This is a genomic window from Snodgrassella sp. M0351 (assembly GCF_016100575.1).
Taxonomy (GTDB): Bacteria; Pseudomonadota; Gammaproteobacteria; order Burkholderiales; family Neisseriaceae; genus Snodgrassella; species Snodgrassella alvi.
On record NZ_JACFSG010000001.1, the window covers coordinates 747,706 to 772,822 of the forward strand.

The 25,117-nt window shown below is 39.8% G+C and carries 19 protein-coding genes and 4 tRNA genes; 13 read left to right on the plus strand and 10 right to left on the minus strand.

Annotation, left to right across the window (positions count from 1 at the left end; translation table 11 throughout):
* The first annotated feature begins 148 nt into the window (after positions 1-148).
* From H3V01_RS03370 to H3V01_RS03405, 8 genes are all read left to right on the plus strand, one after another.
* On the plus strand, positions 149-2,992 hold the full coding sequence (locus H3V01_RS03370) for a tetratricopeptide repeat protein (protein ID WP_198185996.1): 2,844 nt from the start codon (positions 149-151) through the stop codon (positions 2,990-2,992).
* A gap of 184 nt (positions 2,993-3,176) precedes the next feature.
* Positions 3,177-3,809: a lipoprotein insertase outer membrane protein LolB gene (gene lolB, locus H3V01_RS03375; RefSeq protein ID WP_100125602.1), complete on the plus strand. Its 633-nt coding sequence runs from the start codon at positions 3,177-3,179 to the stop codon at positions 3,807-3,809.
* A gap of 16 nt (positions 3,810-3,825) precedes the next feature.
* The gene (gene ispE / locus H3V01_RS03380) at positions 3,826-4,674 is read left to right on the plus strand and encodes a 4-(cytidine 5'-diphospho)-2-C-methyl-D-erythritol kinase (protein ID WP_100125601.1); all 849 of its coding nucleotides are present in this window, start codon (positions 3,826-3,828) and stop codon (positions 4,672-4,674) included.
* A gap of 10 nt (positions 4,675-4,684) precedes the next feature.
* A tRNA-Gln gene (locus tag H3V01_RS03385) sits at positions 4,685-4,760 on the plus strand.
* Between the two features lie 19 nt (positions 4,761-4,779).
* Positions 4,780-4,855, plus strand: a tRNA-Gln gene (locus H3V01_RS03390).
* Between the two features lie 30 nt (positions 4,856-4,885).
* Positions 4,886-4,961 (plus strand) — tRNA-Gln (locus H3V01_RS03395).
* Positions 4,962-5,507: 546 nt separating this feature from the next.
* Entirely contained in the window at positions 5,508-6,494 is a 987-nt protein-coding gene (locus H3V01_RS03400; protein WP_025330604.1) for a ribose-phosphate pyrophosphokinase, read from the plus strand.
* Positions 6,495-6,556: 62 nt separating this feature from the next.
* Positions 6,557-7,129, plus strand: a complete 573-nt coding sequence (locus tag H3V01_RS03405) for a 50S ribosomal protein L25/general stress protein Ctc (protein ID WP_025330605.1) — start codon at positions 6,557-6,559, stop codon at positions 7,127-7,129.
* A gap of 391 nt (positions 7,130-7,520) precedes the next feature.
* On the opposite strand, the gene rnr is transcribed toward H3V01_RS03405, so the two are convergent.
* On the minus strand, positions 7,521-9,845 hold the full coding sequence (gene rnr / locus H3V01_RS03410) for a ribonuclease R (protein ID WP_198185997.1): 2,325 nt from the start codon (positions 9,843-9,845) through the stop codon (positions 7,521-7,523).
* A gap of 87 nt (positions 9,846-9,932) precedes the next feature.
* Here rnr and H3V01_RS03415 point away from each other — a divergent pair.
* Positions 9,933-10,019, plus strand: a tRNA-Leu gene (locus H3V01_RS03415).
* A gap of 190 nt (positions 10,020-10,209) precedes the next feature.
* Here the strand turns inward: H3V01_RS03415 and H3V01_RS03420 are convergent.
* On the minus strand, positions 10,210-11,511 hold the full coding sequence (locus tag H3V01_RS03420) for a threonine/serine ThrE exporter family protein (protein ID WP_198185998.1): 1,302 nt from the start codon (positions 11,509-11,511) through the stop codon (positions 10,210-10,212).
* 540 nt (positions 11,512-12,051) lie between these two features.
* On the opposite strand from H3V01_RS03420, the gene H3V01_RS03425 reads away from it, so the two are divergent.
* Entirely contained in the window at positions 12,052-12,777 is a 726-nt protein-coding gene (locus tag H3V01_RS03425) for a hypothetical protein (RefSeq protein ID WP_198185999.1), read from the plus strand.
* A gap of 580 nt (positions 12,778-13,357) precedes the next feature.
* Here H3V01_RS03425 and H3V01_RS03430 read toward each other — a convergent pair.
* From H3V01_RS03430 to yjgA, 6 genes are all read right to left on the minus strand, one after another.
* The gene (locus H3V01_RS03430) at positions 13,358-14,956 is read right to left on the minus strand and encodes a peptide chain release factor 3 (RefSeq protein ID WP_037393470.1); all 1,599 of its coding nucleotides are present in this window, start codon (positions 14,954-14,956) and stop codon (positions 13,358-13,360) included.
* Positions 14,957-15,133: 177 nt separating this feature from the next.
* On the minus strand, positions 15,134-16,006 hold the full coding sequence (gene ygfZ / locus H3V01_RS03435; protein WP_198186000.1) for a CAF17-like 4Fe-4S cluster assembly/insertion protein YgfZ: 873 nt from the start codon (positions 16,004-16,006) through the stop codon (positions 15,134-15,136).
* Between the two features lie 118 nt (positions 16,007-16,124).
* Positions 16,125-16,409, minus strand: coding sequence for a helix-turn-helix domain-containing protein (locus H3V01_RS03440; protein ID WP_025330612.1), 285 nt, complete (start codon positions 16,407-16,409; stop codon positions 16,125-16,127).
* Between the two features lie 317 nt (positions 16,410-16,726).
* Complete coding sequence (gene map / locus H3V01_RS03445) at positions 16,727-17,503, minus strand: type I methionyl aminopeptidase (RefSeq protein WP_025330613.1); 777 nt, start codon at positions 17,501-17,503, stop codon at positions 16,727-16,729.
* A gap of 51 nt (positions 17,504-17,554) precedes the next feature.
* Positions 17,555-18,343 carry an indole-3-glycerol phosphate synthase TrpC gene (gene trpC / locus H3V01_RS03450; protein ID WP_084586693.1) on the minus strand — a complete coding sequence of 263 codons (789 nt, stop codon included), beginning with the start codon at positions 18,341-18,343 and terminating at the stop codon, positions 17,555-17,557.
* An 81-nt stretch (positions 18,344-18,424) separates the two neighbouring features.
* Positions 18,425-18,949: a ribosome biogenesis factor YjgA gene (gene yjgA, locus H3V01_RS03455; protein ID WP_078475531.1), complete on the minus strand. Its 525-nt coding sequence runs from the start codon at positions 18,947-18,949 to the stop codon at positions 18,425-18,427.
* Positions 18,950-19,096: 147 nt separating this feature from the next.
* On the opposite strand from yjgA, the gene pmbA reads away from it, so the two are divergent.
* The 3 genes from pmbA to H3V01_RS03470 all read left to right on the plus strand — a co-directional run bounded on the left by pmbA (position 19,097) and on the right by H3V01_RS03470 (position 22,302).
* The gene (pmbA, locus tag H3V01_RS03460) at positions 19,097-20,425 is read left to right on the plus strand and encodes a metalloprotease PmbA (RefSeq protein ID WP_198186001.1); all 1,329 of its coding nucleotides are present in this window, start codon (positions 19,097-19,099) and stop codon (positions 20,423-20,425) included.
* Positions 20,426-20,512: 87 nt separating this feature from the next.
* Positions 20,513-21,001 (plus strand): disulfide bond formation protein B, encoded by a 489-nt coding sequence (locus H3V01_RS03465; protein WP_198186002.1) that lies wholly within the window; start codon positions 20,513-20,515, stop codon positions 20,999-21,001.
* A 53-nt stretch (positions 21,002-21,054) separates the two neighbouring features.
* Positions 21,055-22,302: a DUF1615 domain-containing protein gene (locus H3V01_RS03470; RefSeq protein WP_198186003.1), complete on the plus strand. Its 1,248-nt coding sequence runs from the start codon at positions 21,055-21,057 to the stop codon at positions 22,300-22,302.
* A gap of 50 nt (positions 22,303-22,352) precedes the next feature.
* Here the strand turns inward: H3V01_RS03470 and H3V01_RS03475 are convergent, their stop codons facing one another.
* Together H3V01_RS03475 and H3V01_RS03480 are read right to left on the minus strand one after the other, a co-directional pair.
* Positions 22,353-24,257 carry an ATP-binding cassette domain-containing protein gene (locus tag H3V01_RS03475; RefSeq protein ID WP_084565603.1) on the minus strand — a complete coding sequence of 635 codons (1,905 nt, stop codon included), beginning with the start codon at positions 24,255-24,257 and terminating at the stop codon, positions 22,353-22,355.
* A gap of 96 nt (positions 24,258-24,353) precedes the next feature.
* Complete coding sequence (locus H3V01_RS03480) at positions 24,354-24,860, minus strand: type IV pilin protein (RefSeq protein WP_198186004.1); 507 nt, start codon at positions 24,858-24,860, stop codon at positions 24,354-24,356.
* Positions 24,861-25,117 lie beyond the last annotated feature (257 nt).

Genomic DNA, 25,117 nt, shown 5'->3' on the forward strand with positions numbered 1-25,117 from the left:
TTTATCGTGCCGGTTAAAGAATTTAATAACTGAACACATATTGCATGATAAACCGCGATTAGAAAAAATTGTCTGCACAAGTACAGAATTGTTATTTATTTATGATTCAGTGTCTACGTAAACTGATTTGCATATATGGAGAAGTTTAATGCCTCATTGGATTCATCGTATTACCCCGATTGTTTTAAGTTTAATGGCTGTACATATGGCCAATGCCAGCAGTGTGTCAGAGCAGCATAAACCAGTACCACTGATTCAAACTAAAATTGAGCGGATAAATAATCAGATTACAGCACCGGATGATGCAGATTCGCTGCAGCAGCGTCTGGCTATTGCCGGCCGTGCCAATGATATTTTTACTTTGTTTGCCACAGAACTTATTTATTCTCAGGGTAAAACGGATCAGGCTCTGGCCGCAGATATGCGAATGCTTGAGCATACACAGGAACCGGAGGTAGCTGAACGGGCAATGGAAATGGCTCTTGGCGCAAATAAAATCACCGAAGCGCAAACCATTGCTAATCGCTGGCAGGAAATTGAGCCGACAGAGACACCAGCAAGACAGCGCCTGATGTGGGAGCTGGCTATCGCCAAAAATGATGTGCCACAAGTATTGAAAAATGCAGATGCGGTTTTATCCCATGCCAATGATTATCAGTTGCGCCGGTTGTTTTTAAAAATGGCACAATTCCGGTTAAATAACCTAGATGCCACTGATGAGTTAAATGCACCGATTCACAAAACAGCAGTTTTACATCCTGAAATGGCAGAAGCACTAATTGCCGATGCTATTTATGGTGCAACCGGTGCGCATAAAGAGCAAACCATCAAAGCGTTACAATCACTGGTTCATCTGGATACCGATATTTTTCCAGCCAGCCAGCTGACACTGAATCTGATTAATCTTAAGCAGCCACAATATCTGCTGGATTTTTACCAGCTAACCGGTGTGGATACCATGCCAGCTAAATGGCAAAGTCTTTATATAGAATTGCTGATTAAAAATAATCAATTACAACAGGCATATCAAACTTTGCAGCCATTGCTTGAGAAAAGTAAAAGCGCAGATCTGTATTTGCAGGCAGTTTATCTGGCTGTCAGTCAAAAAGCTGCTACAGCTACCCTTGCCGGATATGCAGAGAAAATTGTAGAACTGGGGAATTCCAATCAGCGAAGTAAAGCGGCCATGATGGTGGCTATGCGCTATTATGATGAACATAATCTGCCGGCTTCCCGAACATGGGCAGCTAAAGTCAATGATCCGCAGTTTCTCTTCGATCAGGCACTTATGATGTGCTCAATTGAAGCAGAACAAAAACACTGGAAAGCAGCTCAGCAATGGTTAAATAAAGCTCAGACAGATAAAACACCGGCAGGTACTTTTTTCAGCGAATCGGATTTGCTTCGTTTACAAACATTTGTAAATAGTTCTTCACTCACAGACCAGAAATATGAACAATATCTGAATAGAGTGATTAATGAAGCAGAACATGGTGATGCCAGAACACAGGTAGAAAATGTTGCGCCGTTATTACTTCTTCGTGGGCTATTATATGCAGATAAACTTGATGAGCCGGCAAAAGCAGTAGCAGATCTGCGTCGGTTTGTGAAAATGCGGCCTAATCAGATAGAGGGGCTTAATGCACTGGGTTACACCTTGTTAAGTCTGTCAAAAGATCACTGGCAGGAAGCACAGCAATTGCTGGAGCAAGCCTATGCTCAGAATAACCAGTCACCGGCAATTAATGACAGCCTTGGCTGGGCTTATTTTCTTAATGGTAATGTAGAAAAAGCACTGCCTTTACTAGAATATGCATATCAGAAGCTGCCGGAAAGTGAAGTAGCTGCTCATCTGGGAGAAGTTTACTGGCAGCAAGGGCGTGAGGACGAAGCTCGTCAGATATGGGCTCAGGGCTGGCTTAATAAAGCCAGTGACCATAAAGTTCTGAATCAAATACTAAGTAAACACCAAATCAGACCGAATAGTCTGCCATTAACCACAGCAAAGAAGGTAGAAACTCAGGCTGATGCAGATATCTATTTACAACAGGCAGGAATTTTATTTAGCAACAGAACCAATGAATCGGCTTTAATTGAAAATATTAATAAAGTCATTCAGACCGGTAACAGACTTCAGCAAAGTCAGGCAGCACTTCTTGCTGCAACTTATTACTTTGCTAATCAGGATATGAACTCTGCGCGTAAGTGGCTGGATAAAGTAACTGATAGTGAGTTGGTCAGAGATAAAGCCTATCTGATGGGTATGATTGAAGTAACCCAAAACAATATACCAACTGCAAAGCAGTGGTTAGATCGGATGAATCAGAATAAAGAATCACCTGTTTCCGATGATATCGATACCATTGTATTATCAGTTTCTATTGATAATAAAACTCTCGATCCGAAAGTTTATGTACAAAAGCTGACACAGATGCTAAAGGATGCAGACAAAAAAGCCGCAGTACCTGAGGATAATAAAACAGACATAAAAGCATTTCTTCTGTATTCACGAGCAACAGCTTATAGTGAAAAACTGGATCAGCCGAAAAAAGCAATAAAAGATATTCGCGCTTTTATTGAATTAAAACCTGATGATGCGGAAGGATATAATGGGCTGGGCTATACTATGCTAAGTATGCCAAAACGCTACTGGGCAGAGGCTTTATCGATTTTGCAGCATGCAAGTCAGCTGGATAATCAGTCCTGGGCGATTCAGGATAGTCTTGGGTGGGCATATTATCTGAATAACCAGCCTGAAAAAGCGTTACCGCTTTTACGTTCAGCCTATCAGATTCGTCAGGAAAGTGCCATTGCAGCACATCTGGGTGAAGTATTGTGGCAGCAAGGAGAGCACGAACAGGCGCGACAAATCTGGGCACAGGGATTAGCTAATAAAGACTCTGACCAGAAAGAGTTACAACAAATTTTGAAAAAATTTAATGTAAATCCGTCTAGTCTGACTACTGCTCCGAAATCACAAAACAATAAATAACCGGATACCAATTACCGACTTTACTAACTGAACTATTGAGATTTACCGAAAAAGCTGCCGTATGCATCAAGTGTCAACGGCAGCTATTTGTTTAATTCTAAAACACAAAATTAACTTCACACAGCTCATACAACTAATTCTGATAATATTACAATAATAGACATTTATAGATACCGGAATAATAATGATGTATTCATATTTACGTAAAAAAAATCTTTATCTGGCAGCAGCTATTACCAGCCTGGCATTAAGTGCCTGTAGCAGTCTCATACCGGACAGAATAACATCAGCATCAGACTGGCAGGCCGGTAACGAAAATGATGTTTCCGGTTTTGACAGTTCCGGACGTCTAGCTATCAGGGATCAGGGTAAAGGAAGCTATGCAAATTTTAGCTGGCAGAATACCGGTAGCGTACAAACGATTGAAGTTAAAACACCGTTGGGTAATAGTGTAGGGGTTTTATGTACTGACAGCTCAGGCGTAATTGCGGAAGACAGTAAAGGGCAGGTAATTACTGCTGCCAGTATTGAGGAATTAAGCCAGCGTATGCTTGGTTTTGTGCTTCCGTTTGATCACTTGAATCAATGGGTGCAGGGATACTGGATTGCAGATGAACCTTATCAGTTATTGCCCAACGGCAAACTTAAACAGTCTGGCTGGATTATCCAGCGTCAGCAACAAAACGGAAGCCGTAATCCGCGTATTGTACTGTTAAATAATGCACGCTTCGACATCAGACTGGTGTTTGATGAATATACAGATACTGATGATAGTGCAAAATCAGCACAATGCGAATTGCGTCAAAGACTATCCTGATTAATTATTTAAAAATATGAATAAATCTCCAGCAGCTGATGCACGGCATTTTCTGGCGCCGGCCAAGCTGAATCTTGATTTGAGAATCGTCGGACAGCGCGCCGATGGCTACCATTTACTTGAAAGCATTTTTACTCTGATTGAGCTGTATGATCATATCTGGTTCAGCGTAAATCGGACAGGCTGCATAAAGTTACATACGCCAACTGACGGCATTACTGAAGAACAGGATTTGTGTGTGCGTGCAGCCCGGTTATTATCCGACCATACCGGCACTGAATACGGAGTGGATATCTGGCTGGAAAAACAGATTCCTGTTGGTGGCGGACTGGGTGGTGGCAGTGCGGATGCGGCAGTCGTATTAATGGTGCTTAACCATTTATGGCAGCTTAATCTGAGTAAGACAGAACTATTACAGCTTGGCGTGCGCTTAGGTGCAGATGTACCGTTTTTTATTTTTGGACAAAGTGCATTTGCCCGCGGTATTGGTGAGCAATTAAGCCCGATATCTTTGCCAAAACAATGGTATGTGATTATCAAGCCTCCGGTGCATGTCAGTACACCGAAAATATTTGCACATAAAGACTTGACACGTGATTCCAAGCCACGGATAATGCCAGACTTCCAAGCAGGACAGCACTGGCGCAATGATATGCAGAGCGTTGTTTTAGCTGAGTATCCAGCAGTAAAAGCGGCATTTGATGTTTTGGCTGAATACGGTTCACCAATGATGAGTGGTTCTGGTGCATGTGTATTTTTGTCATTTAATTCTGAAAGTGCGGCACAAGCTGTTTACAATAAAGTTTCTTGCGCGCATCAGGCATATTGTGTTGCTTCCCTGACGAGGCATCCGTTTTATCAATGATGTGTGTAGTTGGGGAGTCGTCAAGTGGTTAAGACACTGGGTTTTGATCCCAGTATGCGTAGGTTCGAATCCTACCTCCCCAGCCAGTTGCTTGATAAAAAGCATTGGGGAGTCGTCAAGTGGTTAAGACACTGGGTTTTGATCCCAGTATGCGTAGGTTCGAATCCTACCTCCCCAGCCACATTTCGAGCAAACAAGCAGTAAACCCTATTGGGGAGTCGTCAAGTGGTTAAGACCCCGGATTCTGATTCCGGTATGCGTAGGTTCGAATCCTACCTCCCCAGCCAATTCAAATAAGCGTGTAAGTTTACTTACACGCTTATTTAATGTGTAAATGACAAATTGTTATTTTATAGCACGTGCAGATTGCCATAAGTGATATAATTTGCCATTAATCCCCGTACGGAAAACTTCCAATCGGGAAACAGGCAAATTTGTATAACTGTTTTCACTTTTTTGTGATAATTAGCGTGGTTAAGCCTGCAAAATGCAATACAGTTTCAATCATAGTAATAGAATAGTGTTACTATTTTGTTGTGTTGCTATCAGGTATCTGCAAAATTGATTGATTAAATCTGTTTTAACCGTGATACTTGCAGCTATCAGTATATACAGAATATTTTTCAAAGAGGTGGTCATTGCTTTTGAATTTAAAAGTAACGTAAACGGGTTAACAGCGAAATGAGCAACAAAATTCATAACGTTGAAAGCCATTACTTGTTTAAATGACAGATACACTACAGCCCAAGTGGTGATATGAAAGCTTTGGATTAATGTTTAATCTACCTCACACAAATCAAACCAAACCAAAACAGGACTCAGGTACAACAGAAATGGCAGCATACGACAGTTTGATGGTTTTTACCGGCAATGCGAATCCGGAGCTGGCAAATAACGTGGCCAGACACTTGGATATTTCTCTGGGACGTGCTTCAGTTGGAAAATTTTCTGATGGCGAAATTGCAATTGAATTACTCGAAAATGTACGTGGTCGTGATGTATTTATCGTACAGCCTACCTGTGCACCGACTAACGATAACTTAATGGAAATCCTGACAATGGCTGATGCACTCAAGCGTGCCTCAGCCGGACGGATTACTGCAGCCATTCCTTATTTCGGCTATGCACGCCAGGATCGCCGTCCGCGTTCAGTACGTGTGCCGATTTCTGCCAAACTGGTAGCCAATATGCTGTATTCTGCTGGTATCGACCGCGTACTTACAGTTGACTTGCATGCTGACCAGATTCAGGGCTTTTTTGATATTCCGGTAGACAATATTTATGCTACACCCATTCTGGTGCATGATATTGAAAAGCAGCGCATTGATAATCTGACAGTTGTCAGCCCTGATATCGGCGGTGTAGTGCGCGCCCGTGCTGTAGCAAAAACACTGGGTACTGATCTGGCCATTATTGATAAACGCCGGCCAAAAGCCAACGTGGCAGAAGTAATGAATGTAATCGGTGAAATCCAGAATCGTACCTGCCTGATTATTGATGATATGATTGATACAGCAAATACCTTATGTAAAGCTGCATCAGCACTAAAAGAACGCGGTGCAGAACGTGTGCTGGCTTATGCTACTCATCCGGTATTTTCCGGAGCGGCGATTGAGCGTATTGCTTCATCGGAAATCGATCAGGTTGTAGTCACTGATACTATTCCTTTATCTGAAGCTGCACAGAAATGTGATCGCATTCGTCAGGTAAGTATTTCAGGCCTGCTTGCAGAAACTGTACGTCGTATCAGTAATGAAGAATCTGTGTCATATCTTTTCAATGAAGATGTGGCCATACCGGGAGCAATGTTTCTCCCTTAATACCCCCAAGCCGTCTTAAGCTGGTCGCGGCCGATGACGGCATTATTAACTTTGGAGTAGTTATGTCTTACGAAATTAAAGCAGAAATCCGTGAAGCTCAGGGCACTGGTGCGAGCCGCCGCCTGCGTCGCGAAGGTAAAGTACCGGCTGTATTGTACGGTGAAGGTACCGAACCGGTAGCCATTACAGTAGATCATCGTACTTTATGGTACGCACTGGAAAAAGAATCTTTCCATACAGCTATCATCAAACTGGATGTTAATGGCAAAACCTACGACGTTATTGTACGTGATTTCCAGATGCATCCGTTTAAACAACAGGTACAGCACATTGATTTCCAGGCCGTTGATGCAAATAAAGCCATCAATATTCGTGTTCCGCTGCACTTGCTGAATGCTGCTATTTCTCCGGCAGAAAAATTGCAAAGTGGTCGTGTGTCTCTGTTGGCTACCAGCGTAGAAGTAAATGCTTTACCGAAAAACATTCCAGCTGTATTGGAACTGGATGTTTCTACCATCAGTGCCGGTGAAATCCGTCACCTGACCGATTTAGTGTTTCCAGAAGGTGTGACCAGCGTTGCATTAAATCGCAATGAAAATCTGGCTATTGCTTCTGCTACTGGTAAAAACAAATAAGCAGTAAAAATCAATACCTACATCTGATTAGTATTTTACCTAAAAGTAAAATGCCATTGAAAACTGAAGTCTGTAGTAACAGACTTCAGTTTTTTATAGTAATCGGAGTAATAACTCCTAAATTTAAATAATTACAATTTAGCACATATAGTAAAACAAAAAGTTAAATTTGAAAAATCAGAAATAAACGGTCTGCACAAGAAAAATATATAAAAATATTTTATTTCATTCAAATTAATTTTTATAAAATAAGTAATGCATACTAATTATTTTATAAATTTTTTATTAACATAAAAAATCAAAAATATAAAAAAGCTTTCATCTGATTCAACACAGATAAAAGCCTTTTTAGAAATTGTTTTAATCAATTATAACGCAGCATCAGGACTATTTACGACCTGGTTTTTTTGCGTGAACCATTATTATATGACTTCTGAACGGCAGCAGTTTTTGTTTTGTTTGACTTAGTTTTCTTACCGGGTGCTTTGCGCGGCTGTTTAACAGTGGCTTTAAGCTGTTTCTGAATATTTTGCGCATTATTTGTCCGGCGACGCTTACCACTATTCGTGCTAATCAGCACCAAATCAATCCGGCTCGTATCCAAATCTGCGCGAGCAACTTTGACAACAACTTTATCACCCAGCTTAAAGCGGATACCACTACGCTCTCCGACAATGGCCAGCATTTCTGGATGATAATTAAAATAATCTTCACCCAGATCGCTGATATGAACCATACCGTCAATATAAACATTATCTAAAGTAACAAACAAACCAAAATTTGCCATACCGGAAATCGTACCGGAAAAAACCTCACCGATTTTGTCCTGCATATAGTAAGTTTTAAGCCAATTTTGCACATCACGGCTGGCATTATCAGCTCTGCGTTCTGCCAGTGAACAATGCACACCCAGTTCAGACCACGACTTTGGCTGATATTGTTTGTGCTGTAAAATGGCCTTAATGGCTCTGTGAACAGTCAGATCAGGATAACGCCTGATTGGTGAAGTGAAATGTGTATATGCAGGATAGGCCAGACCAAAATGGCCAATATTTTGTGGTTCATAAACTGCCTGCTGCATTGATCGTAACAGCATAATACTGATTACATTCCGATCAGAGCGTTCTTTGATTTTTTCACTTAGTTCTGCATAATCTTTTGGAGTAGGGTTATTACCGCCATTCAGGTGTAAACCAAGCAGCGATAATTGCTCACGTAAAATATTCAGACGCTCACTGGTCGGACCGGCATGATTACGGTATAAAGCAGGATGTTTATGATGCTTGAGAAATTCTGCAGCACAGACATTCGCAGCCAGCATACATTCCTCAATCAGACGATGAGCTTCATTACGCTCAACCGGTATAATACGTTCAATTTTACCCTGCTGATTGAACAGCATCTGTGTTTCTATACTATCAAATTCCACGGCACCACGCTGCAGGCGTTTTTTCAGTAAAATCTGATATAGCCGGTATAAACTCAGTACATGTGTTTTTATCGGGTCATCAAACTGGTCATTACTAATCCAGTCCCATGCCTGAGTATAGGTAAGCCGTGCATGTGAACGCATTACCGCCGGATAAAATTCATAACTTTTAATATTGCCTGCATAAGTAATCACCATATCGCATACCATGCACAGGCGATCTACATTCGGATTAAGGGAACAGATGCCATTAGATAAATTCTCCGGTAGCATCGGAATAACCCGCCGTGGAAAATAAACACTTGTAGCACGTTCCTGTGCATCCTGATCAATAGCATCATCAGGATGGACATAATGGCTAACATCAGCAATAGCAACGACCAGGCGGTAATTACGACCAATTTTTTCTGCATATACTGCATCATCAAAATCGCGTGCTGTTTCGCCATCAATAGTAATAAGCGGTAGCTCGCGCAGATCTTTTCGGTTTTTTCGCTCATCAGCTTTAACATGATCAGGTATTTTAGTGGCCTGAGCCATACAGGCCTGACTAAACTGATAGGGTAAATGATGTTTGCGTACTGCAATTTCAATTTCCATACCACTGTCAGCATAATCACCAAGAATTTCTGTAACACGTGCCACAGCTGCCTGAGTTTCATTCGGATAGGACTCAATTTTTGCTACCAGTACCTGACCGGCTTTAGCTTTACCCAAAGAGTCAGGCTGCAGCACAATACTTGCTCCCAGACGTTTATCTTCTGGCACCAGCATAGCTATTCCATGTTCAATTGTGAGTCGTCCTACCACATCTTTGTTAGCTCGTTCGATGACATCCAGCACCTGACCTTCACGCCGCCCGCGACGGTCAGAACCAGCCGGTCTTACAGTGACAATATCTCCGTTCATTAACCCGCACATCTGGCGAGCGTAGAGAACAAAATCACTGCCGTCAGCAGGATTTAACGGTACAGCAAAACCAAAGTCATCTTTGTGTACTTCAATCCTGCATTTAACCAGTGCCAGTTTATTGGCTACACAAACGGCACCGCGGCGATTAATTAGAATCTGTCCGTCTCGTGCCATAGCATTTAAACGACGCTCAAAAAAAACTATTTCTTCATTAGTAATATTAAGTTTCTGTGATAATTCAGTCATTTTGACCGGAATACCAACTTTATCTAAAACAGCAATAATCCATTCCCGGCTGGGTAAAGGATTGGAATAACGTTGTAATTCACGTTTTAAATATGGATCTTGATGGCGTAAATCTGATTTTTTTTTCATAGAGTATTGACAATCTCTTTAGAGAATATATAATGCACTTCCTCAGTTAAAGGCATACTTTAACTGAAAGTTGCAATATATGCAAAAGCCCAGGTGGCGGAATTGGTAGACGCGCATGGTTCAGGTCCATGTGCCAGCAATGGTGTGGAAGTTCGAGTCTTCTCCTGGGCACCAGAATTCCAAAAAAAGATATCTAATATTTAGATATCTTTTTTTATTTTGTAAAACTTAAAATCACTAATAATCATTTTTAGAGATTTGCAGAATAGCATAAAATTTGCATACTCAATCTGCATTTGACTTATTAAGTCAAATATCAATTTATTTTGTATCAAATATATAAATAATTTTCAAAATAAAAAAGCTATTTATGTTCCGTAGCAGGGAGCTGATTAAATGCCCATTCTTTATCCGTGCATACCCGTGCGAGTACTAAGCCTAATGGTAAAGCCAAGACAATAAGCATCGCCTGTGCTCCCCAGTTAATAGCATTAATAATATCGTTTTGCTGTAAAAAATACATAGCGCGAAACATATAAATGCCTGGTACCATAATACATACTGCCGGTACCGATAAAGCAATACGCGGACATTTACTATGGTGGCTAAAATAAAATGCACTGATACCGACAATAAAAGCTGCTATCAAAGAAGCTGCCTGAATAGGTATATTAGTCAGGTCTATCATTTCCAGCCGTAAAGTATTGGCATACATGCCGATAAAAGCAGTCATTAAAGCAGTTTTTACCGGACTGTTAAAAAGCAGGGAAAAACCAAGTACACCAAAAAAGCTGGCAATCAGACGAAAAAAAGCTGTCCATACCGGATAGAGGTTAGGTGAGAGCATAGCTTCCGGTGCCATATGGATTCCGGCTGCAACTACCCATGCGGCAAAAGTGGCGCAAAAAATTACAGTTATGGCATAACCTACACGCTGAATACCAGATGAAAAATCCAGCTTGGCTAAGTCCAGCACTCCGGTTATCAAAGGAAAGCCGGGTATCAGAAACAGCATAGAAGCTATATAGCCGGCAGTATGCTGAATATTCACTTTCAGCAAAAGATGGCTACCGCCAATAATCAGAAAATACACACTAGAAGCTACAGCTGCTGCCAGCATGGTGACAACAAACTGATTCAGATGTTTATGTAACAGGGTTTTTCTTAGCGCCTGGCCAAAACCAGAGGCAAAAAATACACCCAGCATTTCAATCAAACCACCACCGATTAAAAAAGTAAAAGATGAACACGCAACCGCAGCAAACAAAGCTGACTGCCGTAAACTGTATAGGGCTGGTTGATTTTCAATTTCTGACAAAGATTTATCAAGAAAGCGAATCAGTTCGCTTTCACTCATTTGCTGATAACGAGCCTGTGTTTCTATCAGAAGAGTTTCAAGCAATTGAATATTATTAGTATTAATTCCAACACCTTGAATCGTGGTAACCTCAGTTTTAAACTGTTTACCTTTACGGCAGGTAGAGTTGATTTCAGTAAGCGTAATATGTGCCTGATTTTCCACGCCGAGCATATAAGCAACATGACGCATTGACTGTTTAATGCGATAACTCCCGGTACCTGCTGCCAGACAAATTTTACCAACGCGTAAAACCAGATCCGATTTGATATTTAACTGAAGCTCATCAGAAGAAAGAGGCAAAGACATAATACTTTTTTATAAAAATAGTAGGTAAGTATTATAACGCTTGTAAGTAGATGTTGCTTAATAAGAAATATTATTTAATTCACTTCCCGACTACCGTAGCAAATAAATATATTCGGCGTTTCAAATTTAATAATCTCCTAAAAAAATTATTAAAATATCTTGTTGTCAAATAGTTCTAAAATAATTAACTCTATGATAATTTTTATATATTATTAGTTGAGTTCTTCAGGTTTAATTTCTGGGTATTCTATAAACGAACATTGAATGCTGCTCAAGCTAATCAAAGCTATATACAACATCGAGTAAAGAAATAATAGGTAATATAGCATATAAATATGCTATTTACATAAATACTGAATCTATGATAATAAAAAATTGTGTGTTTTATAATAATTCTCAGGTAGTTTAATGATGATATGGATATGCAAATCAGGAAAAGGAAAATATGAAAATATGATGTAATTATGATCGTATAAAAATTTAACAGAGCTATTAAAAGAAAAGATGAAAAAGTTAATTTTTTGAAAAGGGATCAAAATATTGAAGAAAATTTTACTATTTATATTAATATTTATAAGTAACAATGCTTTTAGTAAAATCAGTCTAGTAGATGAGATGCTTAATAATCTAGATAATAAAATACAAGCTAATTATATTATTATAAATCAATTATCTGAAATTATTTTAAAAAGAGATATTGATATTTATCAGCAAGAATGGGAAAAAGAAATTAATAAAAAATGTAATTGGGTCTATTCTAATATTGATATTTATTTATTTGGTCAGGAAGATAAATTTAGTTATCCATTATGTTTACTGAATGAACAAAATGCTATGATTAATGAATTAATTTTACTAATGAATTATAAAAAAATTTTAGTGAATAATGAAATACAACAATATTTTACTAATACTCCAGAACAAAAACAGTACAATATTTATTTTAATTTATTAACGGAAAAATATGCTTTAAAATTTTGTAGTTCACTTTATCCTTCAACTAATATTAAAGAATGTATAAACCGATTTCTGTTGACTCAATATATTCCCGAAGAATATGGATTTAAACTTACAGTGGATAAGGGTTATTTGTATGATTCCCCAAATTTATCTGATAAAACAAAAATATATTTGGTTAGAGGATATCAGATAAAATTATTAAGTTATAAAAATAATTTTTATAAAATCGAATATACATCAAAAGAAAATAAGATAATAAAAAAATGGCTTCACTGCTCTGCTATTAATGCTTGTATTTCAGATTAATGATACAAAAAATTTTAATTATTAATTTATAACCGACTTGATATTCAGTAACTTAAATCAAAGAGAACATAATGTCTATGTTTAATTGAGATTTGATAAGATAGTTAAATAAAATTGAATAAAGTAAAATTCAAGAAAAAATTATGTAGCTAAATATTAAGCAAAACAAAATCAGCAATTTATAATCAAAAAATCATAAAAAACACTTCTGCAAATAAAAATTTTTGAATCAAATGGGTGTTAGCAGATAAAAAAAGCCAATTTTATTATTAGATTATAGTGGGTAAGTAGGTAATTTAATTAAGTTAGCAGCGATTTTACAATATTTACAGCATGAATGAATGTATATGCTTCGTTCGCCGCACAATAAAACAATCCTATACTTACTGCTACTTTTAAGTAATTTAGAGTTACAAAGTTATATACTGGGGGGATAGATATAATATTTCTCTTAATAAAATTCGCAGATATTTTATGTATTCAGAGTAGAAATAAATTGATTTAAATTAATATAAAATGTTTCTAAAAAGTAAGCAGCTTTTCCTCTAAGGAATAAGCTGCTTTTGTTTAAACAGAAAATCTATTGATTAATCTGTGCTGTTAGTTCGCGGGTTTCATGAAAACGAATATCCGGCCAGCGTTCTTCTGTCAGAGACAGGTTTACACGGTTGGGAGCCAGATAGGTTAGGTTACCACCTGCATCTGTAGCAAGATTAAGTATGTTGGCTTTTTCAAATTCAGCCAGTTTTTTCCGGTCAGAGCAGGATACCCAGCGTGCTGACCAGATGCTGACAGATTCAAATACGGCATCAACGCCATATTCGTTGGCGAGACGGGCAGTAACTACTTCAAACTGCAATACACCTACAGCACCGAGTATTAGATCGCCGCCATTGTGGGGTCTGAATACCTGTACTGCACCTTCTTCACCAAGTTGTTGTAATCCTTTTTGCAGCTGTTTCATTTTCAGCGGATTTTTAATTCTCACAGCACGAAACAGTTCCGGTGCAAAAAACGGGATGCCGGTAAAGGTGAGGCGTTCTCCTTCGGTGAAGCTATCGCCAATCTGGATGTTACCGTGATTAGGGATGCCGATAATATCACCGGCAAAAGCCTCTTCAACCAATTCACGGGTATGTGACATGAAGGTGACAACACTGGATGCAGCAATGTCTCGGTTAAGGCGTAGGTGTTTGATTTTCATGCCCCGGGTAAATTCACCGGAACACACGCGTAAAAAAGCAATACGGTCGCGATGCTTGGCGTCCATATTGGCCTGTATTTTGAATACAAAACCGGAAAATTTGTTTTCAGTTGGTTCGACCACACGCTCAAGTGTTTCTCTGGGCTGCGGAGCCGGTGCCCAGTCAATCAATGCATTGAGGATTTCCTGAATACCGAAATTGTTGATAGCTGAACCAAAGAAGACAGGTGTCAGCTCGCCACGCAAAAATGCTTCTAAATCAAATTCATTTGAAGCAGCCTGCACGAGCTCAATTTCTTCGCGCAGTTGCTGAATTTCTATCGGAAAGAGCTCATCCAGTCGGGAATTATTGATACCTTTGATTACATCAAATTCATGTGGCAGCTTCTCGCCACCGGCTTCAAAGAGGTAAATCTCATCATTCAGGATGTGATAGACACCTTTGAAATTTTTTCCCATACCAATCGGCCAGGTAATCGGAGCGCAGCGGATGTGCAGTATGTTTTCAACTTCATCAAGCAGTTCAAGTGAATCGCGAACTTCGCGATCATATTTGTTCATGAAGGTAACAATTGGTGTGTCACGCAGGCGACAAACATTTAAAAGTTTGATTGTTTGTGCTTCTACGCCTTTGGCAGCATCGATAACCATCAAGGCACTGTCAACGGCAGTGAGTACGCGATAAGTATCTTCAGAAAAATCTTCGTGGCCGGGTGTATCAAGCAGGTTAACAACATGTTGACGATAATCAAACTGCATCACAGATGAGGCTACGGAAATACCACGCTGTTTTTCGATTTCCATCCAGTCTGATGTGGCAAATTTACCGGATTTTTTTCCTTTTACTGTACCTGCAGAGAGGATAGCTCCTGAAAACAGTAGCAGTTTTTCTGTTAGGGTGGTTTTACCGGCATCCGGATGGGAAATAATCGCAAATGTGCGGCGTCGTGCCGCTTCCTGGGCAATCTGACTCATGATTTTTATATTCTGAAAACAATAAAAACAAGACGGCTGTGGCCGTCTTGTAAAGAGAGATATATTGTAGCACAGGTTGATATGAAATCTGTTAATTGGATATTTTAGTGCTGTTAATCATGACTTTTTATGAATATAAATTTTATTTATCGGCTGTTTATTGGTGATTTAAACTGGTTAGTCATTAGCTGTAGAAAAAAAGCATTTTTTCATATTTAAAACTTGGTTGTTACATTGTAGCTGCGCCTGGGCAGCATTGTGTTTAATAACTGCCAATGCCAATGAAACTGAGTCTTTTTGTACCTGATTAATAATCAGCCCCGCTTCTTCATTGTTGCTATCATATATGCTGTCTCCGTCGGAAAGCGGGGTAGTACTTTCAATAAGTACCAAGCCGCGTTTTACCTGACCGCGGTACTGGGCCCGAGCGATAATTTCCTGTCCTGGATAACATCCTTTTTTAAAATGCACGGCACCGATAAGCTGCTGATTGAGCATTTGTGCCACACATGTTTCTGTGGTGGCTGCACTAATCCATGGATTGCCGCATGTAATTTCATGAGTTTTCCATGCTAGGGCATTTTCTGTATTCAGTGGTGGTAGTTGATCGATTTTGCCAATACTGACCAAAGAATGATCTGGCAGTTGTATCTGCCAGATCTGATTTGTCATCGTTGCTGATAAAACGTATTGAGGTTGTTCTGGTGTGTTTGATACAGGAATATCATTTGGCAAACAAACTGCTACACACCATTCAGGTAAGGTTTCTAATTTTACTTTGCTGCGCAAAATGTACATTTGCAATTTTTTCTGTAGTGTTTCACACAGATCGGCTGCAGCAATCAGAATAATATCGTCTCCTCTGTTAAGTAGAAGCATATTGGTGATGACACGGCCTTTAGCTGTGTTGTAAGTTGCCAGACATGCCTGTCCTTCTGCAAGATGATTAATGTCATTTGAAAGTTGATTATGCAAAAATGTGGTGCGATCTTCGCCGCTAACCCGAATAAGGCCGAAAAAGGGCATCAGGGTAGATGCTGTGTGTGTCATGTATAAATCCTAATTAATCGTTTTGCTTATTATAAGGTTGGAATTTTTAATATACAAAATAAAAGCTCCGTCCAGAGAAGGTACGGAGCTTTGATAAGGGGCTAATGAGCAGAGAGGATCATTTTCCTTCTACTTTGGCTTTAAGCTGCTGATACATATCAGGATGCTCAGTTTTAAGCAGTTCAGCCACTTCCATGTTTACGCGATTAAGTTTGCTTAATTCCAATTGTTCAACATGTACCAGACGAACCAGTTCACGAACTGGCTTCGGGATATTACGACCTGCTTCATAACGGGAACCGCCAGACTGAGTAACGCCAACCTGACTCCAGAACTCAATCTGATTCAGACCAAGTTTTTTACGGATTTCGCGCACATTGTTAATAGGCTTGAATGCTTTCATGATTTTTATACCTTAAAAAGCGAGTTGTCTATGTTTAGTTGAATTAATTAATATGGTCATTCACAGATAATTATTTATTTTGATAAAAATTTATCAATAAATGTTATGAAAAATGTTTTACCATTATGCATAATTATCTATGGACATCAATATTATCACAATTGTTTTTACATTCAATACAATATTGCTATTGTTTTATTAAAATGCGGTATAACAGGATAATACAAATTTATTTTAATTAATCTAAATTAAGATTTATTGCCTTATATCAGATATTCGTGCAGCTTAAATGTAAAGTTATGATATTTTAAAGTGAATTAAGGTTTGCCTGTTAATGGGCTGACTGTGAGTATTTCATAGCCGTCATCAGTAACCAATACCTCGTGTTCCCATTGTGCAGAGAGTTTGTGGTCTTTGGTTACAACAGTCCATCCGTCACCTAATATACGCAAATGGCGTTTACCTTGATTAACCATTGGCTCAATTGTAAATATCATACCGGGTTGCAATTTTAATCCTGTATGACGACGACCATAATGCAACACTTGTGGTTCTTCATGGAATCCGCGTCCAACCCCATGTCCGCAAAATTCCTGCACCATGGAGTAACCTGCATTTTCTGCCACTTGCTGGCATGCGTAACCTATATCCCCAAGTGTCGCGCCCGGTTTAACTACAGAAATACCAGCCATCATACTCTGGTGAGTGATGTTAATGAGACGGCGTGCCTGAGGACTGATTTCTCCGACTGCATACATGCGGCTTGAGTCGCCATGAAAACCATCTTTGATAATGGTGACATCAATATTTAATATATCGCCGTTTTTTAGTGGTTTATCATCGGGTATGCCGTGACAGATTACATGGTTAACAGAAGTACAGCATGACTTGGGAAATGGCGGGTTGCCATAGCCTAACGGGGCAGGATAGCCACCCTGAACATTGATATGATAATCGTGAATCAGACGATCAATTTCATTGGTGGTGATTCCCGGTTTGATAAACTGGCCTATGTAGTCAAGAGCTTCGGCAGCCAGCCGGCCAGCAACACGCATTGCAGCAATTTCTTCTGCGTTCTTAATAATCACGGCCATGATTTTTCCTTTTAGGGTAATTAAAACAATTCAGTTAATGTGTACAATAATTTAAGCATTGACCAGTAAACTTAGTTCATCAGCAATGTTTTGTTTACGCATAAGGCTTTCACCGATAAGAAAAGTGTTAACCTGATGTTGTTGCATCATATGAATATCGTTTGTGGTGAAAATACCACTTTCTGTCACAATAGTTTTTCCGGTTAATGCAGGCAGAAGTTTGATAGTTTGTTTTAAATCTACTTCGAAAGTACGCAGATTACGATTGTTTACTCCCCATAGCGGGGTACGCATATTAATGCATTTTTCAAGCTCGTCTTCGTTATGAATTTCGAGTAATACAGTCATACCCAGCTCGTGAGCAATGGCTTCATATTCGGTTAACTGGGTACGGCTTAATGCTGCTGCAATAAGTAAGATTGCATCTGCATTGTATGCCCGGGACTGGTATACCTGATAGACATCTATGATGAAATCTTTGCGCAGTACCGGCAGATTGCAGGCATTGCGTGCGAGATTCAGATAGCCAAGGTTACCCTGAAAATAGTTTTTGTCTGTTAATACAGACATGCAGGCTGCGCCACCAAGCTGATAATCTCTGGCAATTTTTTCTGGAGAAAAATCAGGACGAATCAGTCCTTTAGACGGGCTGGCTTTTTTAACTTCGGCAATAATGGCAGCTTTTCCCTGATGATGTTTTGTATGTATTGCTTCAAGAAAAGGGCGAGCAGGGGCCTGGTCATAGGCTTTTGCACGTACTTCAGCCAGTGATTCAGCCGTTTTGGCTGTAACCATTTCGGTTTTTTTTGTGGCAATAATTTTATTTAAGATATCACTCATGTTTTTTTGTCCGGAGTTACATGCTGAAGCTGAATTAATGAAAAAGGTGAAAGGTGAATTGTATGAAGAGAGAAGTAATGTTCAGAATGCTGTATCTTCACTAATTTCCGTTTTCAATACCTGAAAAATAGCTCGGAAAGCTTTTGGTGGCTTTCCTGCAGCCTGTTCCTTACGGGCATTGCGGATTAATGTACGCAGATTGTTGATATCAATATGCGGATAGCGGCTGATAATTTCAGTGAGGCTGCTGTCATCGGAAATTAAACGATCACGCAGATTTTCCAGCCGTTGTAAGTAAGCATTATGTGCGCTGTTTTCACCTTTGAGGCGAGCTAGATAATCACTGATTGGTTTGGTATCGGTTTCGCGCATGAGACGACCGATAAACTGAGCCTGACGTTTCAGTGCGCTGTTGGAGGTAATTTTCTGGTAGCTTAATACTGCCTGTAATAAATCCTCTGACAAATTTATTTTTTTCAGTGTATCAGCAGACAGTTTAGTTAGCTCCATACCTAATTGCTGCAAATCATTCATTTGCTTTTTCAATTGGGTTTTACTTACCCATTCTTCGTCTGCACGGGACTGACTGTCTGTATTACTGTTCATATGTGTATGTGTTACGTGTATATCGAAATTTCAAGTATCTATTTTAGCAAAAAATCCATATCATTTCAGTTGACATGTATGTTTAACTGCTGCCAGTGCTGAATTCAGCATGTTAGAATGCAGGCTTCTTCGCATGAGAGTAGATTAATGTTTCATCATAGTGCCGATCAGTTACAGGAGCTGTGCCAGCAGGCAATCAATAAAGCCAGAAAGCAGGGAGCCAGTTCTGTTGAAATTGATATTAGTGAATCTGCGGGTCAGAATGTACAGGTACGCCAGCAGAATGTCGAACATATTGAATATCAGCAAGATAAATCTCTGGATGTAACTGTTTATGTGGGACAGGCTAAAGGGCGAGCAAGTACTGCTGATTTTAGTAATAAGGCAATTGACGAAGTCATCGGTGCAGCTTTGAATATTGCCCGTTTTACTGCTCAGGATGATTGCGCCGGTTTGGCAGATGCTGCATTACTGGCAACGGAATTCGGTGATACAGAATCTTTTTTCCCCTGGCGGCTGTCTGCTGATGAAGCAATTGAGATTGGTAAAAAAACCGAACAGGCAGCACTTGATACGGATGAGCGTATCAAAAACTCAGAAGGAGCAGAAGTACAGACTGATCATTATCAGTTTGTATATGCCAACAGTAATGATTTTTGTGCTTATCAGCGCGGCAGCAGGCACAGTATTTCCTGTAGTGTCGTGGCTGCGGATGCATCCGGAATGCAGCGTGATTATTGGTACGATTTAGCGCGTGATGCACGAGATCTTGCTGATGCTGAAATTATCGGACAGACAGCGGCAACACGTACAGTACGGCGTCTGGATGGCAAGCCTGTGGCTACAGGAAAATATCCGGTAATTTTTGATACTACTATAGCCGGTAGTCTAATTGGTCATCTGGTAGGTGCACTGAGTGGTAGTGCGTTATATCGACAAACCAGTTTTCTGGTAGATAGCCTTGGTAAACAGATTATGGCGCCCTGGGTATGTCTTAAAGAGAAACCACATGTGAAAAAAGCGCTTGCCAGTACATATTTTGATGCTGAGGGTGTAGCCACACATGAACGTACTGTTATCAATGAAGGCTCTGTTGCGGGTTATTTTCTTGGTAGCTACAGTGCGCGTAAGTTAGGTATGCGCACTACTGGAAATGCAGGTGGTGTTCATAATTTATATCTTAATCATACCCATGCCAGTCAGGACGATTTATTGAAAACAATGGGAACCGGTTTATTGGTTACTGAGTTGATGGGGCAGGGTGTAAATGTTATTACTGGTGACTATTCGCGAGGTGCGGCAGGTTTCTGGGTAGAAAACGGAGTGATTACCTATCCGGTAGAGGGTATTACAATCGCTTCACGTTTACAGGAAATGTTTATGGCGATGGTTGGTGCAGCAGATGATGCGTTAAAGCGCAGTACGCATAAAGTTGGATCTATTCTGATAGATAATATGACTATTGCTGGTGCCTGAAACGTAAATGATTATGGGAATTTGTTTGATTAATAGACGGACAGAAAGTAGAAATGCTTGGTAACTGTCTGCTTAAAAGGATTGAAAATGAGCTTCCGTAAAGCATTGTGGTGTGTATTTTTTCTGGCTGTACTTTGTGCAGCTGGTTCTTTTGTTGGTCAGTATGTTCTGGGTATGAACCCGTGTGTGCTGTGTATTGTTCAGCGTGTTGCGGTTATTGCCACTGCGCTTCTGGCATTTTTGTGTGCCTGCTGTCCTAATCGCAACTGTATTGAGCGGGTGATAAATGCTATTGTGGTCAGTCTAGCACCCATAGGCGGACTGGGCGTAGCTATATATCAGATATATATTCAGCATCTGCCATTGATGGATCAGCCATCTTGCGGTGCACCGTGGACTTTCCGTCTGCGTGATGCGCCATTGTTTCATTGGTATGAACCGATTATTCGCGGTACAGGTAATTGTGGTGAGGTTCAGAAAATTTTAATGATACCTTTACCGATATGGAGTGCGTTATTTTTTACAGCCGTATTGATTTGGGTCTGGGTATGGTTGTGGCGAAGCCGTAAGGGCTAAAACCGGGCTGTGTTTCTTGCTGAAAACAGATTTGTTCGAATGAATGCTATGGTATGAATGCTAGATTTTTACTGAAGACTATTAGTCATATAACACTGGCCGGGTTTCTGCTATACGGCCTGTCTGCATGTAAGGACAGTGGCGGATGGTATGGCGGTAATGATGATTCACCGGATGACAGCAGCAGAATTTTAAATCAGCCTTCTCAGATAAGCAGACTAATACCTGCTCGTGTAAAAGAACGAGATGCGTGGGCTGTGGATATCAGCCGGATAATGGATGAGCTGAAAATCAGTAAAACACAGGAAAATGTATGTAGTGTAATTGCCGTTGTAGATCAGGAGTCTAATTTTGTTGCTAATCCAACTGTTCCGGATCTTGGTAATAAAGCAATTAAAGCTTTTCAGACAGAAGTGCCGCAAAAATTTGTCAGACAGTTCGGACCTGCTCTGGGACCGGCAGTTTCACGCTATTTTACTTCAGTACTGGTTAATGAACCCAGCAAAGAAAACAGTTTCCTGATACAGATGCGGACGGTTAAAACCGAACAGCAGCTGGATTTAATTTACCGGCAGATATTTGCTTATGTTTCAAAGCAATTTTATGCAGATTCAATTACCAATGCCGCAGCTAAATTTATGGGAAAAGATATCGGAGAAGATAATAATCCGATTACAACAATTGGTTCAATGCAGGTATCAGTAAAATACGCACGTGAACATCAGCGTGATAATGCTCCGGTAAATGAATTACGTGATTATATGTATACACGTGAAGGTGGTTTATATTATGGTATTCACCGGCTAATGAAGTATCCAGCAGCTTATGATAATGCTCAATATCGTTTTGCTGATTATAATTCTGGCATGTATTCCAGCCGTAATGCGGCTTTTCAGCAAGATATAAATAAACTGCTTAATACAGATATGGCTCTGGATGGAGATTTATTACTGTATGATAAAGATGATAAGGCGCAATCAATGCCAAGTCAGACTGAAACTGCACTGAATCAGTTATTTGCCGATCATGGTATGCCAATGAAACCGGAGCAGATACGTGCAGATTTATTACAGGAAAAACAGGCAGAATTTGAAAATACATCCACCTATCAGAATGTAATTACTTTATATAAGCAACAGTTCGGTAAGAATCCGCCATATGCCATTATGCCGCAGGTTGTAATTAGCGGACCAAAGTTAAGCAAAGATTATAATACCAACTGGTATGCTACCAATGTCACACGTCGTTATGAAACTTGTATGCGACATGGTGGCGGGACCGGACGCCATCGTAAAAGATAAATTCAAACACAAAAAAGCCAATATATGAATATACTGGCTTTTTTATTGGATTAGCCCTGATTTTTTTGTTTTGCTTCAAGGATTTCCCAACGTTCAAGTTTTTCCAGCAGCAGCTCTTCTATTTCAGCAATACGTGTTTGCCATTCAGTTGCCAGTTTATAGTCATTTTTGAATATTTCCGGATCGGAAAGTTTATTATTCAGCTCTTGCTGCTCTGCTTCGAGAGCAGCAAGCTCGTCGGGTAAGCTGGCGAGTTCACGTTGTTCGTTGTAGGAAAGTTTATCGTTGCGTCGGCTTTTTTGCCGGTTTTTATCAGGATTAATGGTATTTTTGCTTGTTGTGGGCGCTGGTGTTAGTAAGCTTTGTTCACGTTTTTGGGCGTCAATATAATCCTGATAACCGCCTATGTATTCTTTTAACTGACCATTACCTTTGAAAACTATGGATTGAGTAACTACATTATCCAGAAAAGTACGATCGTGGCTGACAAGAAATACGGTGCCGTTATAATCCCGCAATAACTCTTCCAGTAATTCCTGCGTATCGATATCCAAATCATTTGTTGGTTCATCAAGTACCAGAATATTGGCCGGACGAGTAAATAGTTTGGCCAGTAATAACCGGTTGCGCTCGCCACCAGAAAGTGATTTGACTTCACTACGAACTCTAGCCGGAGAAAACAGAAATTCTTCAAGATAACCAATTACGTGTTTACGTTGACCGCCAATATCAATGTAATCATTTCCCTGGCCTATAGTATCAAAAACAGTATCGTTTTCATTTAATGCACTACGAAACTGATCGAAATAGGCAACTTCCTGACGTGAGCCCAGTCGAATTTTGCCTGAGGTTGGCTGCAATTCACCTAAAATCAATTTTAAAAAGGTGGTTTTGCCAACACCATTTGATCCTATCAGACCGATTTTGTCACCGCGCTGAATAACACAAGAGAAATCACGCATAATAAGGTGTTCACCATAAGCAAATCCGGCGTGTTCAAGCTCTGCTATAATTTTCCCACTGGCTTCACCACGATTTAAATTAAAGCTGACCTGACCCTGCACCTCACGACGTGCAGCGCGTTCGCGGCGCAGTTGTTCCAGTCGTTTAACTCGCCCCTGGTTACGTGTGCGGCGTGCTTCAATTCCTTTGCGAATCCATGCTTCTTCCTGAGCATGAAATTTATCAAAAAGCCGGTTATGTTCAGCTTCAACAGCCAGTTCCTGTGCTTTTTTTTCACTATAAGCACTAAAACTTCCCGGGTAACTACGTAAATGTCCGCGGTCTAATTCGATGATACGCGTAGCTACACGATCCAGAAAGCGTCGGTCATGTGTTACGACAATCAGGCTGCCGGCAAAATTGCCTAGCAGATTTTCCATCCATTCTATCGCTTCAATATCCAGATGGTTGGTTGGTTCATCCAATAACAGGATATCAGGTTTTTGTACCCATGCCTGAGCCAGAGCAACGCGCTTTTTCTGACCACCGCTTAAATTGCCAATCAATTCGTTTTCCGGCAGTTGTAATTCACTTAAGGTTTGCGCAATTAAGGCATCAAATTGCCAGCCGTTACGGTTTTCCAGCTCATTTTGTAATTCAGTTAACCGATTCAGACTGGCTTCATCACCTATATTCTGGCTGAGCTCATGATACTCACGTAACAGATTTTGCAGTTCACCCAATCCTTGGGCTATGGTGTCAAATACAGTGGTCTGTGGGTCAAAAAAAGACTCCTGCGGAACATACACAACTTTTTGGTTGTTTTGGATGGTCAACAATCCGTCATCCAGTTTCTGTACCCGGGCCAGAATTTTCAGTAATGTGGATTTCCCGGCACCATTGCGACCAATAAAGCCTATTTTTTCACCTGCATCCATTTGCAGAGATGCATGATCCAGTAAGGGGTGGTGACCTACAGCAAAGCAGGCATTATCGAGTGACAGAATACTCATGATTAAAACGGATATGTTCTGATATCAATTATGAAAACGAGTGTATTGTATCAGTTTAACAGTTAATATGTTGCTATTGTCCTGTATATAGAATAATTAAAAAATCCGGCATTTTTTGTCTGGCTGACCTTTACCATCAAAAAAATGATTTTCTTCATCGCAGCGGCTGGTACTGCTTTGACAGATAAATATTCTGCCATCCTGATTTAGTTTGATAATTCGGGGTTCAGCTTCAGTATTAATGGCTACAGCTTTAAGTGTGAAATGCTCTTCACGAGCAAAACTCGGGTTCCCTTGTATACGAAAACAGAAATGCTGATTTTTACTGACAGGTAATTCTGGCCAGTTGTGCTTGTTTTGTTTATAACTAAGATGTTTCTGATAATGTACAGCAAGAAATTGACCATTAATCAGCAGTGCCGCCTTCGCCTGATTTAATCGTGCCTGTAACTGATGCTGACGATAATATGGATAAGCTATAACGGTTAATATAATGATAACAGCCAGAGTAACCATAAGCTGAAGCATGCTGTAGCCCTGTATTTTTTTGCGGGTAGAACGCGGATGATGTCTGACTGGTAACTGATGGAATATACGAACCATTATGGAAAAAACAATCAATCTTTAAGCATAATATTATATATGAATATATTTATTTTGTATATTTTATTCATTTAAATGAATGAATTAATTGTAAATTTTTAAAATTTTATCAATGTTTTTATATAAATATAATTCGCTTGATTATTTTATGCATATTGAATTATTATATGCTCAGAAATAATAATCTGATATTGAGAATTAAATTACTTTTGTCGATATTGTAAAAATAAAAATTTTTATTTTTACAAACAGTACAA

What these genes read in the sequence shown, in the direction of transcription:
- H3V01_RS03420 (WP_198185998.1), bottom strand. Translation starts at nt 11,511, where the DNA reads ATGTCTTTGCCTCTTTCTTCTGATGAGCTTCAGTTAAATATCAAATCG.
- H3V01_RS03370 (WP_198185996.1), top strand. Translation starts at nt 149, where the DNA reads ATGCCTCATTGGATTCATCGTATTACCCCGATTGTTTTAAGTTTAATG.
- H3V01_RS03400 (WP_025330604.1), top strand. Translation starts at nt 5,508, where the DNA reads ATGGCAGCATACGACAGTTTGATGGTTTTTACCGGCAATGCGAATCCG.
- H3V01_RS03405 (WP_025330605.1), top strand. Translation starts at nt 6,557, where the DNA reads ATGTCTTACGAAATTAAAGCAGAAATCCGTGAAGCTCAGGGCACTGGT.
- H3V01_RS03470 (WP_198186003.1), top strand. Translation starts at nt 21,055, where the DNA reads ATGAATGCTAGATTTTTACTGAAGACTATTAGTCATATAACACTGGCC.
- pmbA (WP_198186001.1), top strand. Translation starts at nt 19,097, where the DNA reads ATGTTTCATCATAGTGCCGATCAGTTACAGGAGCTGTGCCAGCAGGCA.
- H3V01_RS03465 (WP_198186002.1), top strand. Translation starts at nt 20,513, where the DNA reads ATGAGCTTCCGTAAAGCATTGTGGTGTGTATTTTTTCTGGCTGTACTT.
- ygfZ (WP_198186000.1), bottom strand. Translation starts at nt 16,006, where the DNA reads ATGACACACACAGCATCTACCCTGATGCCCTTTTTCGGCCTTATTCGG.
- H3V01_RS03480 (WP_198186004.1), bottom strand. Translation starts at nt 24,860, where the DNA reads ATGGTTCGTATATTCCATCAGTTACCAGTCAGACATCATCCGCGTTCT.
- lolB (WP_100125602.1), top strand. Translation starts at nt 3,177, where the DNA reads ATGATGTATTCATATTTACGTAAAAAAAATCTTTATCTGGCAGCAGCT.
- map (WP_025330613.1), bottom strand. Translation starts at nt 17,503, where the DNA reads ATGGCCGTGATTATTAAGAACGCAGAAGAAATTGCTGCAATGCGTGTT.
- ispE (WP_100125601.1), top strand. Translation starts at nt 3,826, where the DNA reads ATGAATAAATCTCCAGCAGCTGATGCACGGCATTTTCTGGCGCCGGCC.
- H3V01_RS03475 (WP_084565603.1), bottom strand. Translation starts at nt 24,257, where the DNA reads ATGAGTATTCTGTCACTCGATAATGCCTGCTTTGCTGTAGGTCACCAC.
- H3V01_RS03430 (WP_037393470.1), bottom strand. Translation starts at nt 14,956, where the DNA reads ATGAGTCAGATTGCCCAGGAAGCGGCACGACGCCGCACATTTGCGATT.
- yjgA (WP_078475531.1), bottom strand. Translation starts at nt 18,949, where the DNA reads ATGAACAGTAATACAGACAGTCAGTCCCGTGCAGACGAAGAATGGGTA.
- rnr (WP_198185997.1), bottom strand. Translation starts at nt 9,845, where the DNA reads ATGAAAAAAAAATCAGATTTACGCCATCAAGATCCATATTTAAAACGT.
- trpC (WP_084586693.1), bottom strand. Translation starts at nt 18,343, where the DNA reads ATGAGTGATATCTTAAATAAAATTATTGCCACAAAAAAAACCGAAATG.
- H3V01_RS03440 (WP_025330612.1), bottom strand. Translation starts at nt 16,409, where the DNA reads ATGAAAGCATTCAAGCCTATTAACAATGTGCGCGAAATCCGTAAAAAA.